We start from the raw sequence: 14,824 nt of genomic DNA on the forward strand, positions 1-14,824 counted from the left end.
CACCACGCGCGAGGACACCGTCGGGCTCGACTCGTCGGTCATCCTGCCGCGCCAGGTGTGGGAGGCCTCGGGCCACGTCGAAACCTTCAGCGACCCGCTCGTCGAGTCCCTCATCACGCACAAGCGCTACCGCGCCGATCATCTTCTCGAGGCGTACGAGGAGAAGCACGGACGTCCCCCCGAGAACGGTCTCGCCGACATCCGTGATCCCGAAACCGGCGATCCCGGCCAGTGGACCGAGCCGCGTGCATTCTCCGGCCTGCTCAAGACCTTCCTCGGGCCGGTCGACAACGAAGAGGGCCTGCACTACCTGCGCCCCGAGACCGCACAGGGCATCTTCGTCAACTTCGCGAACGTACTCACCACCTCACGCAAGAAGCCCCCATTCGGCATCGGCCAGATCGGCAAGAGCTTCCGCAACGAGATCACACCCGGAAACTTCATCTTCCGCACGCGTGAGTTCGAGCAGATGGAGATGGAATTCTTCGTCAAGCCCGGCGAGGACGACGAGTGGCATCAGTACTGGATCGACTACCGCATGAAGTGGTACACCGACCTCGGCATCGACCCCGAGAACCTGCGGCTCTACGAGCATGCCAAGGAAAAGCTGTCGCACTACTCCAAGCGGACCGTCGACATCGAGTACCGCTTCCGGTTCCAGGGCAGCGAATGGGGCGAGCTCGAAGGCGTCGCCAACCGCACCGACTACGACCTGTCGGTGCACTCCAAAGCGTCCGGCCAGGATCTGAGCTACTACGAGCAGGCCACCGACACGCGGTACACCCCGTACGTCATCGAACCGGCGGCCGGTCTGACGCGTTCGCTCATGGCGTTCCTCGTCGACGCGTACACCGAGGACGAGGCACCGAACGCCAAGGGCGGCGTCGACAAGCGCGTCGTGCTCAAGCTCGACCGTCGCCTCGCTCCCGTCAAGGTCGCGGTCCTGCCGCTCTCCCGTAACGCCGATCTGACGCCGAAGGCCAAGGATCTCGCGCAGCAGCTGCGTCAGTACTGGAACGTCGAATTCGACGACGCCGGAGCAATCGGCCGCCGCTACCGTCGCCAGGACGAAATCGGAACCCCGTTCTGCATCACCGTCGACTTCGATACCCTCGACGACCACGCCGTCACAATCCGTGAGCGGGACAGCATGGCCCAGGAGCGGGTCGCACTCGATCAGGTCGAGGCATACCTGGGGCAGCGGTTGTTGGGGGCCTGACACGGTCACCTGGTGTGAGCGGATGTCTGTTTCGGTCACTTGGGGTGAGCGGATGTCTGTTTCGGTCACTTGGCGTGAGCGAATGTCTGTTTGAGTCACTCTGAGTGTGCGAATGTCTGTTTCGGTCACTTGGGGTGAGCGAATGTCTGTCTGGGTCACCTTGGGGTGAGCGAATGTCTCATTCGGTCACCTGACCCGGGCACCGAACGAGTCGTTCGGTGCCCGGGCAGGGCGCACACTTGCGTACGAGTTCGGGAGTCGTACCGCATCCGACCCACCGCGTTGACGCACGCGGCAGTCGCCTACGCGCGCCTAGAACCGGCCGCCGCCCGAGCGCCCACCGCCACCGAAGCCGCCCCCGCCGCCTCCACCGAAGCCGCCTCCACCGAAGCCGCCACCGCCTCCGAAGCCCCCGAAGCCACCCCCACGGCTACCGCGCAGCATGCTGTCGATCAGGATTCCGCCGAGAACAGCGCCTGCAGCGCCACCTCCGGAGCCTCTACCGCCACGCGGCCGACGGCTATCCTCCCAGCTGGCGACGTCAGCCTGCGCGGTCTGCGACGCCTGCGCGGCCAGCCCTGCCGCGGCCTGGGCGTGTTGCAGGGCCTGTGCGGGATCGGTGGACTCGAGTCGTCGGGCAGCCTCGAAGTGACGCTCTGCTTCGGCGAGACGAGTCCTTGCCTCGGCGCCGACGCCACCGCGGCGGGTCGAGATGTAGTCCCTCGCGGCGGTGATCTGCGACTGGGCACCGCCGAGGTCACGTGCGAGACGCGCGCGCTGTAGGTCGTCCTGAGTCTTCGCTTCCGTGGCGTCCTCGATCACCTCGTCGAGATGCTGATCGGCCGCCACGAGCTGGGTGTAGCTCCCGAGCGGATCCGACGATTGTGACGCCTCGGCGTTGCGTAGCGCGTGCTCGGCAGCCGCGCGTGCACTCTGCAGCTCGCTACCGCCATGCCTGGCCAACGAATCCGCGCTCGCGAGGTCTCGGCGGACCTCCTCGATTGCGGCGGGAAGCGTCGCGATCGCATTGCGTATGTCGTTCTGCGCGTGGTCGACCCCGTCGAGCAGCGCGCGGGCCTGGTCGACTGCCTTTTCGGCGGTCCGTACAGCCGAGACGAGTTGCCCTTGCTGGCCGGCAGGTTTGGCGGCGGTGTCACGGCCCACTGCGATGTTGCTTTCGGCGAGTTCGATGTCCTCGCGGGCCATCTCGATGTTCGACGAGATCGATGCGAGCGCAGGCGCCGCGAACTCGGTCTGCAGCTGGGCCAGAATCTTCTCCGACTCCGGTACTCGGACCGTCAGTCCGACGACAGCCTGCGTCAGGGAATCGAGCTTCGCGTCGGCATTGATCAAGAGATCGCGCATCGACTCGAATTCGGCTACACGCGAATCGAGTTCGTGATCAGCGCGCCCGCAGGACGAAACGATCTGAATCAGCATCGCACGGCGTTGATCCGGCGTCTCGGGGATGGCGTCGTCGAGACGTTGCCGAATTTGGAACGCCGAGCCGAGTGCCTTCTTGGCTTCGTCGAATGCGGTGATGAACGGCGCTGCGGTGGTGTCGCCGAATTCCGATCGGGCAATTGCGAGCTCTTCCTCGCTGGCCCGCACGGCATTGTCGGTCTCGATGAGCATGGAGTGTGCGCGGGCATCCAAGATGTCGAGCGGCAAGGCCGAGAGTGACGCGGTGTCCGTGGGATCGATGCTGTTCGCAGCTTCGATTCCGGCCTTCTGACGCGCCTTGTTGCGTCGCGACGAATAGACGACCGCCCCGCCGCCCGCGGCGAGAACGGCCCCTGCGCCGATGAGCCAGGGGGTACTGGATCCGCTGGACCCGGAGGATGCATAGGCGTCGCCCAGTGTTCCGGCGGTGACGATCGCCGCGCCTGCCCAGTCTTCTTCGCGCAGAGCCGGTTCGATGTTGTCGGTCTGCAGCTCGTCGATCTCCGATTGAGTGATTTCGGTGAGACCGTTGGACACCCATGTTGCGTACGACCGGTCGACGGTCGCTACCGCGAGCAATGCGTCCCTGTCTCCGAAACTGCTGGCCTGGGCAGTGGCGTCGGCCCATTCGCTTGGTTCGAGGTTGTCGAAATCTGCGACGTAGACGATCCAGAGACGGATTCGATCCGCGTTGTATACATCGTCGATTGCGGCTTGCACGTCGGCGAGTTGTCCGTCGTCGAGGGCCTCGACGTTGTCGGTTATCTGGCCGGCCAGTCGTGATGGGGGTTCGGCCGTCGCAGTCCCCGCGGCGCCGAAAAGTGCCGCAAGAGCGACAATCGCGATGAGAGCACCGAGGGCGAGCAATCGCTGGACTCTGGAGACAACGGGACCGTGCTTCGCCTGATCGACTGCCATGAGAACTGAATCTACCGGCAGAGGGGAGGGACGATCACTCCCCATGACACTTGTCATGGCGGAATCGTGACGCTCGGACGAGGTCGCGGAGCTGGCCGAGTAGCAGAGTTCTTCTCATGACAACGACACCAGCAGTGCATCTGGAGTACCTGAGCAAGTCCTACGGGTCGGTGCGGGCCGTGGCCGACGTGAGCCTGACGATCGAACCCGGCGAGGTAGTGGCCTTCCTCGGGCCCAACGGCGCGGGCAAGACGACGACCATCGACATGATGCTCGGGCTGGCCAAGCCCGATTCGGGTACGGCTCAGGTGTTCGGATCCGAACCGGCCGACGCGATCAGCGCTGGGCGGATCTCGGCGGTCATGCAGTCAGGCGGGCTCATTCGAGACTTGACCGTCCGCGAGACGATCCGTCTCACCGCCGCCCTGTTTCCGCACACTCAGCCGGTCGAGAGCGTGATGGAGCGCGCAGGCATCACCGCGATCGCAGACCGGAGTGTCGCGAAGTGCTCTGGCGGTGAACAGCAACGGCTCAAGTTCGCGTTGGCACTGTTGCCGGAACCGGACCTACTGATCCTCGACGAACCGACCACCGGAATGGACGTCGAAGGTCGGCGCGACTTCTGGAACGCGATCAGGCACGACGCGCGTGGCGGCCGAACTGTTCTGTTCGCTACGCATTACCTGGACGAGGCCGACGCCTATGCCGATCGCATCGTGCTGCTGCGGCACGGACGGATCGTCGCCGACGGGAGCGCCGCGGAGGTCAAGAACCTTGCGTCCGGCCGTACCGTCACCGCCACAGCCCCATCCATCGATACCTCCGCGCTGCTACGACTGCCGGGCGTCGACCAGGTCGAGATGCGCGGTGAACGGGTCATCGTCCACGGCCGTGACTCCGACACCGTTGCGCGATATCTGCTGAACAACGGAGCCCTCGATCTCGAAATCGTGTCCAAGAACCTCGAAGACGCCTTCCTCGCTCTGACCACCGACCGTTCCGCCGATCTCGTAGGGAGCACCAAATGACCACGCTGACGCACAACCGCACCTCGCTCGTCCTCGGCGGCTTCAGTCCGACCTTCCTCGGCCTCGAGATCAAGAGGCTGGTGCGCAACCGTCGGACGGTCGTGTTCACCCTGGTGATGCCACCGGTGTTCTTCGTGATCTTCGGAACCCAGTCCGACTTCACCAGTAACTACGCATTCGCGCAGGGAAACGTGACGGCGTTCGTCGCCATCAGCATGGCCGTCTACGGCGCTATGCTCGCCGCTACCAGTGGCGGTGCAATGGTGTCGGTCGAGCGTGCGCAGGGGTGGAGTCGACAACTTCGCCTGACGCCATTGCGACCCGTCGCGTACATCGTGACGAAGATGATCGTCGCGATGACGATGGGTCTCGCGTCGGTGCTCGTCGTGTTCGCGGTCGCCGCAGGCTTCGGGGCGGATATGCCGATATGGGTCTGGGTATCCAGTGGCATCATCGCCTGGCTCGGAAGTTCGGTGTTCGCGGCGTTCGGATTGTTCATGGGGTATCTGCTGCCGTCGGAGAACGTCATGCAGATTCTCGGACCTGTTCTTGCAGTGCTGGCCTTCGCCGGTGGACTGTTCGTCCCACTCGCGGACAGCGGCTGGTTTGCCGACATCGCCAAATTCACCCCGTTGTACGGTCTCGCGACCGTTGCGAGGGCGCCGTTCACCGAGCCCTCGTTCGGCACCCTTGTCGTCGCCGTGATCAATCTCGTGGTGTGGGCAGGGTTGTTCATCGCCGGTGCTGCAGTCCTGTTCCGCCGCGATACGAAGCGAGTGTGACGGGGGTACTAGCGTGAGCACCGTGACCCCAGTCGAGGTGAGTGCATCCGAGGGGATCGGTCGGATGTTCCGCTTCGGCTGGGTCTTCGGCCTGATCTGGCTGTTCTATCTCGCGTATCCGCTTGGGGAGGTCCTGGCACTTCCGCACCTGTGGCAGAAGGTTCTCGGATCCGCGGCCGTCGTCGCGTTCGGCGCCACGTTCCTCATCGTCATCTGGGGATTCCGGACCGCCAATCGATCAGGACGAAGAGTCGACGTTCGCTGGGCGTGGTTCGGATTGATCGTGATGGGTTCGTTGATCGTGGTCCTGGCCGTCATGATCGGGAGCCAGTCGTTCGGGGCGACGATCTACATCGCCGTCCTTGCAATGATGACTCTGCCGACGCGTCAGGCATGGGTCTTGGTGGCCGTTCTCGTCGTGGTGATCGAGGTCGTTCCCCGTATCGTTCCCGACTGGGATCCAGGCTCGTTCTTCGCTTTTCAACTCGTGATCAGTGCAGTTGCAGCGTGGGGCATCACGCAGGTGTTCAAGCGCAACCACGAACTCGCTGTCGCGCGTCAGCAGCTGGCCGACCTCGCAATCGTGGCCGAACGTGAGCGCGTCAGCCGTGACGTTCACGACATCCTCGGCCACTCGCTCACCGTCATCACCGTCAAAGCCGAATTGGCGGGTCGACTGATCGAGATCGACCCAGCGCGCGCGGCCGTCGAGATCGGTGAAGTGGAAGCGCTGGCCCGCGAAGCCCTGAGCGATGTTCGATCGACGGTCGGTGGACTACGCAAGGTCGACGTCGCCGTCGAACTCGGGAACGCGCGCACCGCTCTCGCATCCGCCGGGATAGACGCCGATCTGCCGTCCGACGCAGATGTGGTCCCACTGCGCAATCGCGAATTGTTCGGGTGGACCCTTCGCGAAGCCGTCACCAACGTGATTCGGCACAGTGGTGCGCGGCATTGTCGTGTCGACGTGCAAGCCTCACGGATCGAGATTTCCGACGACGGCGGCAGTATCGACGACGGCGGCTGTATCGATGACAGTGGGAACGGTCTTCGAGGACTCGCCGAACGCGTGAAAGCCGCGAACGGAACGCTGACCGTCGGACGATCGAGGACCGGGGGATTCACAGTCGAGGTGGAGTGCCGATGAGCATCAAGTTGTTGTTGGCCGACGATCAGGCCCTCGTCCGTGGAGCGCTGGCCGCACTCCTGGACCTCGAGTCCGATCTCGATGTCGTCGCAGAAGTGGGACGAGGAGACGAGGTTGTCGCCGCTGCCCTCGAACACCGGCCCGACGTCGCGTTGCTCGACGTCGAAATGCCGGGACTGGACGGAATCGCGGCGACCGCCGAGTTGCGAAAGCACGTACCGAGCTGCCGGGTGATGATCGTCACCACGTTCGGGCGGCCCGGGTACCTGCGTCGTGCGATCGACGCCGGCGCCGACGGGTTCGTGGTCAAGGACACCCCGGCGAGACAATTGGCCGACGCGGTCCGCCGGGTTCACATGGGCCTGCGCGTCGTCGATCCGACGCTTGCGACCGAGACGCTGACCGAGGGAATCTCGCCGCTGACCGCGCGCGAGCACGAAGTTCTTCGGGCTGCGGCGGCAGGTGGGACGGCCGCTCGGCTCGCTGCCGCACTGCATCTGTCCGAGGGCACGGTCCGCAATCACCTGTCCGCTGCCATCGGAAAAACGGGCACCACGACCCGCGCCGAAGCAGTCCGGGTAGCGGAGGAACGAGGGTGGTTGTGACGGTTGCCCGCGCGCCCGAGCGTCGGCCGCGCGGGTGGACTGGCAAACTCGAGGGGTGAACCCGACTCTCGACCGCGATCCGTACGGCGGCCCTTATGGGGATTCGTACGACTATTCCGAACCCGAACCTCCGCGGCTCGGTTTCTTCGGCACGCTCGGTCGGTGGACGACGCGACTCGTCGTGGGCGTCGTGTTGATGGGATTGTTGGTCGTCGGAGGGACCGCGGTCCGGGTGTGGCACGTCGCACGAATCGACGACAAGACGACGGCTGACGCAATCGTCGTCCTCGGTGCCGCGCAGTACTCCGGAACCCCGTCGTCGGTGTTCGAGGCGCGGTTGTCTCAGGCAGCGTCGTTGTTCGAGGAGGGCGTGGCTCCCGAGATCGTGACAGTCGGAGGCAAGCAGGAAGGCGACCTGTACACCGAGGCAGCGTCCGGGAAGATGTTCCTCGTCGATCAGGGCGTGCCGGCTGATCAGATCACCGCCGTCGAACAGGGATCGGACACACTGGAGAGTATCGAAGCGGTCAGCGAAACCCTACGTGCACAAGGCAAGTCGTCGGTGGTGCTGGTGTCCGATCCGTGGCACTCGTTGCGCACGCGCACCATGGCACGGGACGCCGGATTGGACGCATGGACGTCCCCGACACGCACCGGTCCTGCGGTGTACACGCGTGAGTCCCAGGCGCACGGCATCGCACGCGAAACCGGCGCGCTCCTGTGGTACCAATTGACGCACTTCACCGCGGATTTCGCATACACGGCAGGCCAATGACGTTGGGTACCTACAACGATCACGACGTCCAGCGTTTCGTCACCGAGGCGCCGAAGACTGCTGGGCTGAACAGTGCGCAGGAAAACGCGTCGCACCGTAGCGCTTTCGCGCGAGATCGCGCGCGGGTCCTGCACTGTGCGGCGCTCCGACGTCTGGCCGACAAGACACAGGTGACCGGGCCCCGCGACGGGGACACTCCGCGTACCCGGCTGACGCATTCGCTCGAGGTCGCGCAGATCGGCCGGAGCATCGCCGAGGGAATCGGCAGCGATCCGGACCTCGTCGACCTGGCCGGGCTTGCACACGATATCGGGCACCCTCCCTACGGTCACAACGGCGAACGGGCCCTCGACGAGGTCGCGGTCGACTGCGGCGGATTCGAAGGCAACGCCCAGAACCTGCGCATCCTCACCGGGCTCGAACCGAAAATCCTCGACGACGACGGCCGAAGCGTCGGACTCAACTTGACGCGTGCCTCACTCGGCGCGGCGACGAAGTATCCGTGGCTGCGTCCGTCTCCTGGCGCCAAGTTCGGTGCCTACGACGACGATGCCGCAATCCTCGACTGGGTTCGTGACGGTGCGCCCGAGCGTCGCAAGTGCCTCGAAGCGCAGACGATGGATTGGGCCGACGATGTCGCGTACTCGGTGCACGATGTCGAGGACGGCGTCATCGACGGACGCATCGCTCTCAGGTCGCTCGGCGCCCCCACCGAGCAACGCGAGCTGGCCGAGCTCGGTGTCCGAGAGTTTCGTGGCCTCGATGTGAACGAACTCATCGAAGCGGCGGACCGGTTGTCGCGGATGCCTGTCGTGACGACTGTGGGCCAGTTCGACGGCACATTGACGGCATCGGTCGCGCTCAAGCACCTGACGAGTGAACTTGTCGGCCGGTTCGCCACTGCGGCGATCAACGGCACCCGCAGCACATGGGGAACAGAGCCTCTGGCCAGGTACGACGCCGACCTGGTGATCCCGCCGATCGTCGCCGCCGAGGTAGCGCTGCTCAAGACGATGGCTCTGCGGTACGTGATGTCCGACGCCGGACACAAGATCCGTCAAGAGCGCCAGCGTGACCGAATTCATCGGGTTGCGGAGTGGCTGCAGAGGTCGGCGCCGGGGGAATTGGACCCGATATTCGTCCCGGCCTGGAATCGAGCCGACAGCGACGGGGAGCGGACACGGGTGGTGGTCGATCAGATCGCGTCGTACACCGAAAGCAGGCTCGAACTGATCGACAAGCGCAGTCTCGGGGCTCAAGCCAGCTGGGGCTGATCTGATTCTCCAGAGTCTGGGGGCGGTACTAGACTGGCCCGTGTGGCCGGCCGAATTCCTGAACGCGACATAGCCGCCATTCGCGAACGCACACGGATCGAAGACGTCGTCGGTGACTACGTCTCTCTCAAGCGCGCGGGCGGCGACTCGATGAAGGGCCTGTGCCCGTTCCACGACGAGAAGTCGCCGTCGTTCCACGTTCGCCCCAACCATGGGCATTTTCACTGCTTCGGCTGCGGCGAAGGTGGTGATGCCTACTCCTTCCTCCAGAAGATCGAACACATTTCCTTCGTCGAGGCCGTCGAGCAACTCGCGGACCGATTGAACTACTCGATCACCTACGAGGGCGGAGGGCCATCGGTCCAACGTGACCGCGGGACACGAGCTCGGCTGATCGCGGCGAACTCCGCAGCACAGGAGTTCTACGCTGCTCGTCTACGCGAACCCGACGCGCAGACAGCCCGCGACTACCTCACCGAACGCAACTTCGACGGCCAGGCAGCGCTGACGTACGGCTGCGGATACGCGCCCGACGGCTGGGACACGCTCACCAAGCACCTGCTCTCCAGCGGCTTCGAAGCCAAGGAGATCATCGACGCCGGCCTGGCGACACCGGGCAAGCGCGGCACCCCGATCGACAGGTTCCGGCGCAGGCTCGTGTGGCCGATCAGAAGCCAGAGCGGGGACGTCATCGGGTTCGGTGCGCGCAAGCTCTTCGACGACGACACCATGCCCGGCAAGTACATCAACACGCCGGAAACCATGCTGTACAAGAAGTCTCAGGTGCTGTTCGGGCTCGATCTCGCGCGCAAGGACATCGCCAAATCACATCAGGCCGTCATCGTCGAGGGATACACCGACGTCATGGCGATGCACCTTGCCGGCGTCAAGACCGCGGTCGCGTCGTGCGGTACGGCATTCGGTGAAGATCACCTCGCGATGCTGCGGCGACTGATGATGGACGACAGCTACTTTCGCGGCGAAGTCATCTACACCTTCGACGGTGACGCCGCCGGGCAGGCCGCCGCCATGAAGGCGTTCGAAGGTGATCAGAAGATTGCCGGGCAGACGTTCGTCGCTGTTGCGCCCGACGGTATGGATCCGTGCGAGCTGCGGCAGAAGTCCGGTGACGGCGCCGTCCGTGATCTGGTTGCGCGACGCACCCCGATGTTCGCGTTCGTCGTCAAATCGCTTCTGAGCGAACATGATCTCGACACACCCGAGGGACGTGTCGAGGCGCTTCGTCGGACGGTACCGGTCGTCGCCCGTATCAAGGACGCGTCACTGCGGGACGAGTACGCGCGTCAGCTCGCCGGGTGGACCGGCTGGGACGACACGGCAATGGTGCTCGCACGCGTGCGGGACGAGGCGAAGAAGAATGCCCGCGGCGGCGGAGACGCCAAGGGAAAGCGTGTCCCGTTCGAGAAGCGTCAGGCCCCGACGCCCGAGGTGCCTGCCGGTCCGGTGCGTCCGCAGCCGACGGATCCGTCGTTGTGGCCGCAGCGAGAGGCCCTCAAGTCCGCTCTGCAGAATCCGGCGATCGCGGGTTCGGTGTTCGACTCGTTGCCGCCGGAGACGTTCACTCATCCCGCGTACGCGGCCGTCAGTCAGGCCGTGACGGCGGCAGGGGGAACCGCCGCGGGACTGGGCGGGGGAGAGTGGGTCGACGCCGTCGCCAAGCGTGCTGAGACACCTGTCGTGAAGTCGCTGGTGATGGAATTGGCCGTCGAGCACATCCCGGTGGCGGACATTGCGCTGACGCGATACATCGGCGGCGTACTGGCGCGTCTACAGGAGGTGTGGGTGGGCGAACAGGTGGCCGAGCTGAAGTCCAAGATGCAGCGCATGTCACCGCAGGTCAATCCCGACGAGTACTACGCGCTGCTAGGCGACGTCATAGCGCTCGAACAGTACCGGCGCAGCCTGCTCGAACAGGCCATCGGCAACGTCGAGGACGCTTCCGAAGCCGGTTAGCGTTTGCGGAGCTGATCTTGCGGGATGTACAGCTGGGTGTCCTCGTCGATCGGCTTCATCGGCTCGAGCTTCGGCTGCGTGTTGAGCGAGTCCGACAGCTTCTGCCTGCCCACCTCGATGACCTTCCGGGTAGCCGGGCTACCCGCGACGGCCGAAGCGGTCTTACGGATCTGCTCGTAGCGCCCACGACCTGCCTTGGCTCCAAGTACGTAGGCTGCCCCGGCAGCCAGAACCAAACGAATCATGAATGTCCTCTCAGTGAAGCTGGGCGCGGTCCCTCCATCCTGCCTGACATCGCCGGGACAGGGCGATTTGGTACTCCCATGGGGGTGTGCGCTATTGTTTCTTTCGGCCCGCACGAGAGTGCGAAGCCACCGAGGTAATCCCCTGTAGCTCAATTGGCAGAGCTTCCGACTGTTAATCGGACGGTTGCTGGTTCGAGTCCAGCCGGGGGAGCGCAATAGACCCTCTGAACTGCACTTATGTGTGGGGCAGGGGGTCTTTTCGTATCGAAACACGTGTTGGCGGAGTCGGACGGTCAGGTGTCCACTCAAGCCCGCTCAGAAGCGCGACCTAGGGGTCTGCGGTCTGTGCTCGCCGGCTTGCTCACAACCCGTTCGGAACTCATCTTATGGAGCGGCCCCGCTGGGACTCGGATTCCAGTTGGCGTCACATGCTGGGCAGAGTTCGCTCCCGCGGGTAAGGTATCCGATTGGATACGTCGTGCTGGGAGGAGGTAGCGGTTCGTGGCTGGACATGGGCTCGTTGAGCGTGCGCGTCGTGCTGCTGGTTTGACGCAGGGTGAGCTCGCGCGTCGGGCGCATACGTCACGTCCGACATTGTCCGCCTACGAGAACGGCCGCAAGTCACCGTCTTTGGAGACCCTCGAGCGTCTGCTGGGGGAGGCTGGCTTCGATGTAGCGGCTGTGCCTCGTGTTCAGTTCGTGGATGTGCCGGGTGCTCGTGGTCGTGTGTATCGGGTGCCGACGTCGTTGCCGCGGTTGCGGATTGCCGATGCGTTGGCGACGGTGGTGTTGCCGCTGGATTTGAACTGGTCTTCTCCGGGTCAGGAGTTTCGGTTGTCGGATCGTGTGGAGCGGGCCATGTTGTACGAGATCGTGCTGCGCGAGGGTCGTCCGGAGGATGTGGTTCGGTACATCGACGGCGTGCTGCTCGTGGAGCTGTGGCAGGAGTTGGTTGTGCCGCGTGATGTTCGGGCGGCGTGGGAATCCGTCGTCGATGCACTTCCGCGTAGATCGTGAACGACGCGGGAGCGGGAGTGCTCACTGCCTTTCAGGTCCGAGTTGCGAGGTTGTTCTTCTCGTTGCCTGCTAGTGAGGGGTTCTTTCTCGCAGGCGGCGCGGCGTTGGTGGCGCAGAGCCTGACGACGCGTCCGACACAGGATCTCGACTTCTTCACGAGCTCGGCGGGCGGGCCTGTACGCACGGCCCGCGATGCACTCGAGGCTGCAGCCGCCCAGCGGAATTGGCGAGTGGAACGCATCCAAGACGCAGAAACGTTTTGTCGGCTGCTGATTCACGGTGACGAGGAACTGTTGGTCGATCTCGCATTGGATTCTGTGCCAGGGATGACGCCAACGGCGAGTGTTGTCGGACCGACGTTCGCGCCTGAAGAGTTGGCGGGGCGGAAGTTGGATGCACTGTTCGATCGTGCCGAGGCGAGGGACTTCGTCGACGTCTATGCTTTGCGAACTTGGTCCTATCGGGTTGCCCTGCTGTCGCGCGCTGCGGAGGTGGATCGGGGCTTCTTTGGATTGGATAGGGTAAACGTAATCGCGTGCTCGCCGCTCGCATTATCGGCCGTTACCGCCGACTCGCCGAAATCTTTCTCGATTCGGCTCTTTTCTTTGGTCTTTTCGCTGGCCCCAGTAGTAATGAACACACCGAAACTAGCAATTCTCGGGAGCTAAGAGCTCACATCCATTGTGCTTTGGCCACGTGGCTCCATTCTGTGGCACACTGCGATTGCTGAAAGTTCATTGGACCGACCGCGGTGGTGTAGCGCTCTGATCAGATTCCCAAATCTCCCTGGGCAAGTATTGACAATCGGTATTACGAGGATCGTTCGCTCACAATCCGTCTGGCAGGTGGATGCGGGGACCGGCGATCATGTCCTGTTGATGGCGCCGTTTCGCCTCCGTGATGAACTCCGCCTCTGTGTCGGCCGCAACGCACAGTTGGCTCCAAGGTTTTTGATGTCGGAACAACGCGTGAGTACGAACGCCTGGTATGAAGCATCCGAAAGCACCAGGCGTGGCTTCGCTACCCACCATGTACTGCAACCTGAAAAAAGCGTGATTTCCTGGGGTCTGACTGAAGATTGCCGAGTCTCCCGGTATGTACTCAAAGCCGTGCTCAGACGAAGCTATGTGCACTGAGTGTCCCCCAACCGACGAGTCTTGGGAAAAAAACTCGGTCGTCATTCGTTGCATCGACGAAATCATTCGGAAATTATGATCGTCTCGGAACGATGTGGTTTCCCAGTCTTCGTACAAACCGCGAAAGGTGCCATATGCTGCTCGGTCGCCTTCCCAAGCTACTTTTCGATGAGTGGTTTCCTCGATTCCGGTGTGATCTACCCTCCATAAGGTATTCGGACTGTGCGTCGCTACGATGAATGCGGTACCGATGTTTCGGCTTGAATAACTGGAAAGTCCGTCGAGGAGTGCGGGTAGGCAGACTGTATGTGAGAACAGTGGCGAAACTGTCTCTAATGCGTGAGTTGGGTCGTCGCCGGCAACACCGATTGCAAGATCGCGCCTGGCAAGAGATAACTTCAGTATGGAGTTGCTGAAAACCCGCGCATCTTTTCGAGTATCGCCCTCGTTGCTCGGGTGCACAGATATTTTGGTATCGCCAACTAGAGTGATTCTGTTGCCGTGAAGCCGTGCAACAATTAGTGTCATTCTCAAACCTAACGTGGTTCGTTCTGTTCGGTAAAGCGAGTCCGAAAATTGTCGACCTGTGCAAGGTCTTCGATTCAGGAGAGCGTACCACTTGCGATGGTTTTAACCACGAAAAACCCGTACGCCCCGTCGTGGAGAACGTGTGCCAGCGCGGACTGAAGGACGAATACGCATTTTGAACTGTGATTACCGGTGTTCGGATGTCTGAACCGAACGCAGCGTGTCCGTCGCTGGTACCGATGAAGGCCAGCCAGATCCTCGTGAGCTCGGTAGTAGGAAGTCGCCGAATCGCCGTAGCTGAAACTTACAGCGTGTCGCGTGCCGTCGTCAGACCGCGACGACCAGGGAAAGGGACTCCTGCGCCGCCTCCCTTGAGCCCTATCGGACAGGCCGACCACGCCGCAGGTCATCTCCGACACCGCGAGAAGGCGCCAACAGTAAGATGAGGACAGGTTGTGGATAACATGGGTCGCGCAGTTGTCACCTGCGACTATCACTCCGCAGTGGTCGGGGCGGAGAATGTGGACTTGGGGTTTTGCGATAGCGTTCGGCGAATAGTTGCGCCTGCGCCACGCTAGGTTACGTCCGTTGGCGCAGCACGCTCTTCTGCTGTGGTTTCGGCGGGGTTGTGTGTGCTCGGTCTGAACCGTCCTGGGACTGGTGGAGACTGTGATCTCACCAGGAGAATGCAGATATGGGTGCACCAAGGAAGTTCGATGCCGAGACGCGTGAG

12 protein-coding genes and 1 tRNA gene are annotated in these 14,824 nt (G+C 63.2%); 11 read left to right on the forward strand and 2 right to left on the reverse strand.

Annotated features, from left to right (window positions below):
* The coding region (locus A2J03_RS23460) for a glycine--tRNA ligase (RefSeq protein WP_068378798.1) at window positions 1–1,219 on the forward strand (1,219 nt) is incomplete at its 5' end.
* 312 nt (window positions 1,220–1,531) lie between these two features.
* Here A2J03_RS23460 and A2J03_RS31910 read toward each other — a convergent pair.
* Window positions 1,532–3,580, reverse strand: coding sequence for a TPM domain-containing protein (locus A2J03_RS31910; protein ID WP_068378800.1), 2,049 nt, complete (start codon window positions 3,578–3,580; stop codon window positions 1,532–1,534).
* Between the two features lie 116 nt (window positions 3,581–3,696).
* Between A2J03_RS31910 and A2J03_RS23470 the strand changes: the two genes are divergently transcribed.
* Genes A2J03_RS23470 through dnaG form a run of 7 tightly spaced genes read left to right on the forward strand, consistent with a single transcriptional unit; the run spans window position 3,697 to window position 11,165 of the window.
* Complete coding sequence (locus tag A2J03_RS23470) at window positions 3,697–4,608, forward strand: ABC transporter ATP-binding protein (RefSeq protein WP_068378801.1); 912 nt, start codon at window positions 3,697–3,699, stop codon at window positions 4,606–4,608.
* A complete protein-coding gene (locus A2J03_RS23475; protein WP_068378802.1) occupies window positions 4,605–5,390 on the forward strand; it encodes an ABC transporter permease in 786 nt (261 codons plus the stop codon). Before A2J03_RS23470 ends, A2J03_RS23475 begins: the two co-directional genes overlap by 4 nt.
* Before the next feature lie 22 nt (window positions 5,391–5,412).
* A complete protein-coding gene (locus A2J03_RS23480) occupies window positions 5,413–6,537 on the forward strand; it encodes a sensor histidine kinase (RefSeq protein WP_231912684.1) in 1,125 nt (374 codons plus the stop codon).
* Complete coding sequence (locus A2J03_RS23485; RefSeq protein WP_068378804.1) at window positions 6,534–7,142, forward strand: response regulator transcription factor; 609 nt, start codon at window positions 6,534–6,536, stop codon at window positions 7,140–7,142. The genes A2J03_RS23480 and A2J03_RS23485 overlap by 4 nt, the downstream gene beginning before the upstream one ends.
* 55 nt (window positions 7,143–7,197) lie before the next feature.
* Window positions 7,198–7,917 carry a YdcF family protein gene (locus A2J03_RS23490; protein ID WP_068378806.1) on the forward strand — a complete coding sequence of 240 codons (720 nt, stop codon included), beginning with the start codon at window positions 7,198–7,200 and terminating at the stop codon, window positions 7,915–7,917.
* Window positions 7,914–9,191, forward strand: coding sequence for a deoxyguanosinetriphosphate triphosphohydrolase (locus tag A2J03_RS23495; protein WP_068378808.1), 1,278 nt, complete (start codon window positions 7,914–7,916; stop codon window positions 9,189–9,191). The genes A2J03_RS23490 and A2J03_RS23495 overlap by 4 nt, the downstream gene beginning before the upstream one ends.
* Before the next feature lie 42 nt (window positions 9,192–9,233).
* Window positions 9,234–11,165: a DNA primase gene (dnaG, locus tag A2J03_RS23500; RefSeq protein WP_068378811.1), complete on the forward strand. Its 1,932-nt coding sequence runs from the start codon at window positions 9,234–9,236 to the stop codon at window positions 11,163–11,165.
* Here dnaG and A2J03_RS23505 read toward each other — a convergent pair.
* Window positions 11,162–11,410, reverse strand: a complete 249-nt coding sequence (locus tag A2J03_RS23505; protein ID WP_068378814.1) for a hypothetical protein — start codon at window positions 11,408–11,410, stop codon at window positions 11,162–11,164. The two genes, dnaG and A2J03_RS23505, sit on opposite strands and share 4 nt — an antisense overlap.
* A gap of 138 nt (window positions 11,411–11,548) precedes the next feature.
* Between A2J03_RS23505 and A2J03_RS23510 the strand changes: the two genes are divergently transcribed.
* The 3 genes from A2J03_RS23510 to A2J03_RS23520 all read left to right on the forward strand — a co-directional run bounded on the left by A2J03_RS23510 (window position 11,549) and on the right by A2J03_RS23520 (window position 13,095).
* Window positions 11,549–11,621, forward strand: a tRNA-Asn gene (locus A2J03_RS23510).
* A gap of 290 nt (window positions 11,622–11,911) precedes the next feature.
* Window positions 11,912–12,427 carry a helix-turn-helix transcriptional regulator gene (locus A2J03_RS23515; protein WP_068378817.1) on the forward strand — a complete coding sequence of 172 codons (516 nt, stop codon included), beginning with the start codon at window positions 11,912–11,914 and terminating at the stop codon, window positions 12,425–12,427.
* Window positions 12,424–13,095 (forward strand): nucleotidyl transferase AbiEii/AbiGii toxin family protein, encoded by a 672-nt coding sequence (locus tag A2J03_RS23520; protein ID WP_068378820.1) that lies wholly within the window; start codon window positions 12,424–12,426, stop codon window positions 13,093–13,095. Before A2J03_RS23515 ends, A2J03_RS23520 begins: the two co-directional genes overlap by 4 nt.
* Window positions 13,096–14,824: the final 1,729 nt, after the last annotated feature.

The sequence above is a fragment of the Rhodococcus sp. EPR-157 genome (genome assembly GCF_001647195.1).
In the GTDB taxonomy this organism is placed as follows: Bacteria; Actinomycetota; Actinomycetes; order Mycobacteriales; family Mycobacteriaceae; genus Rhodococcoides.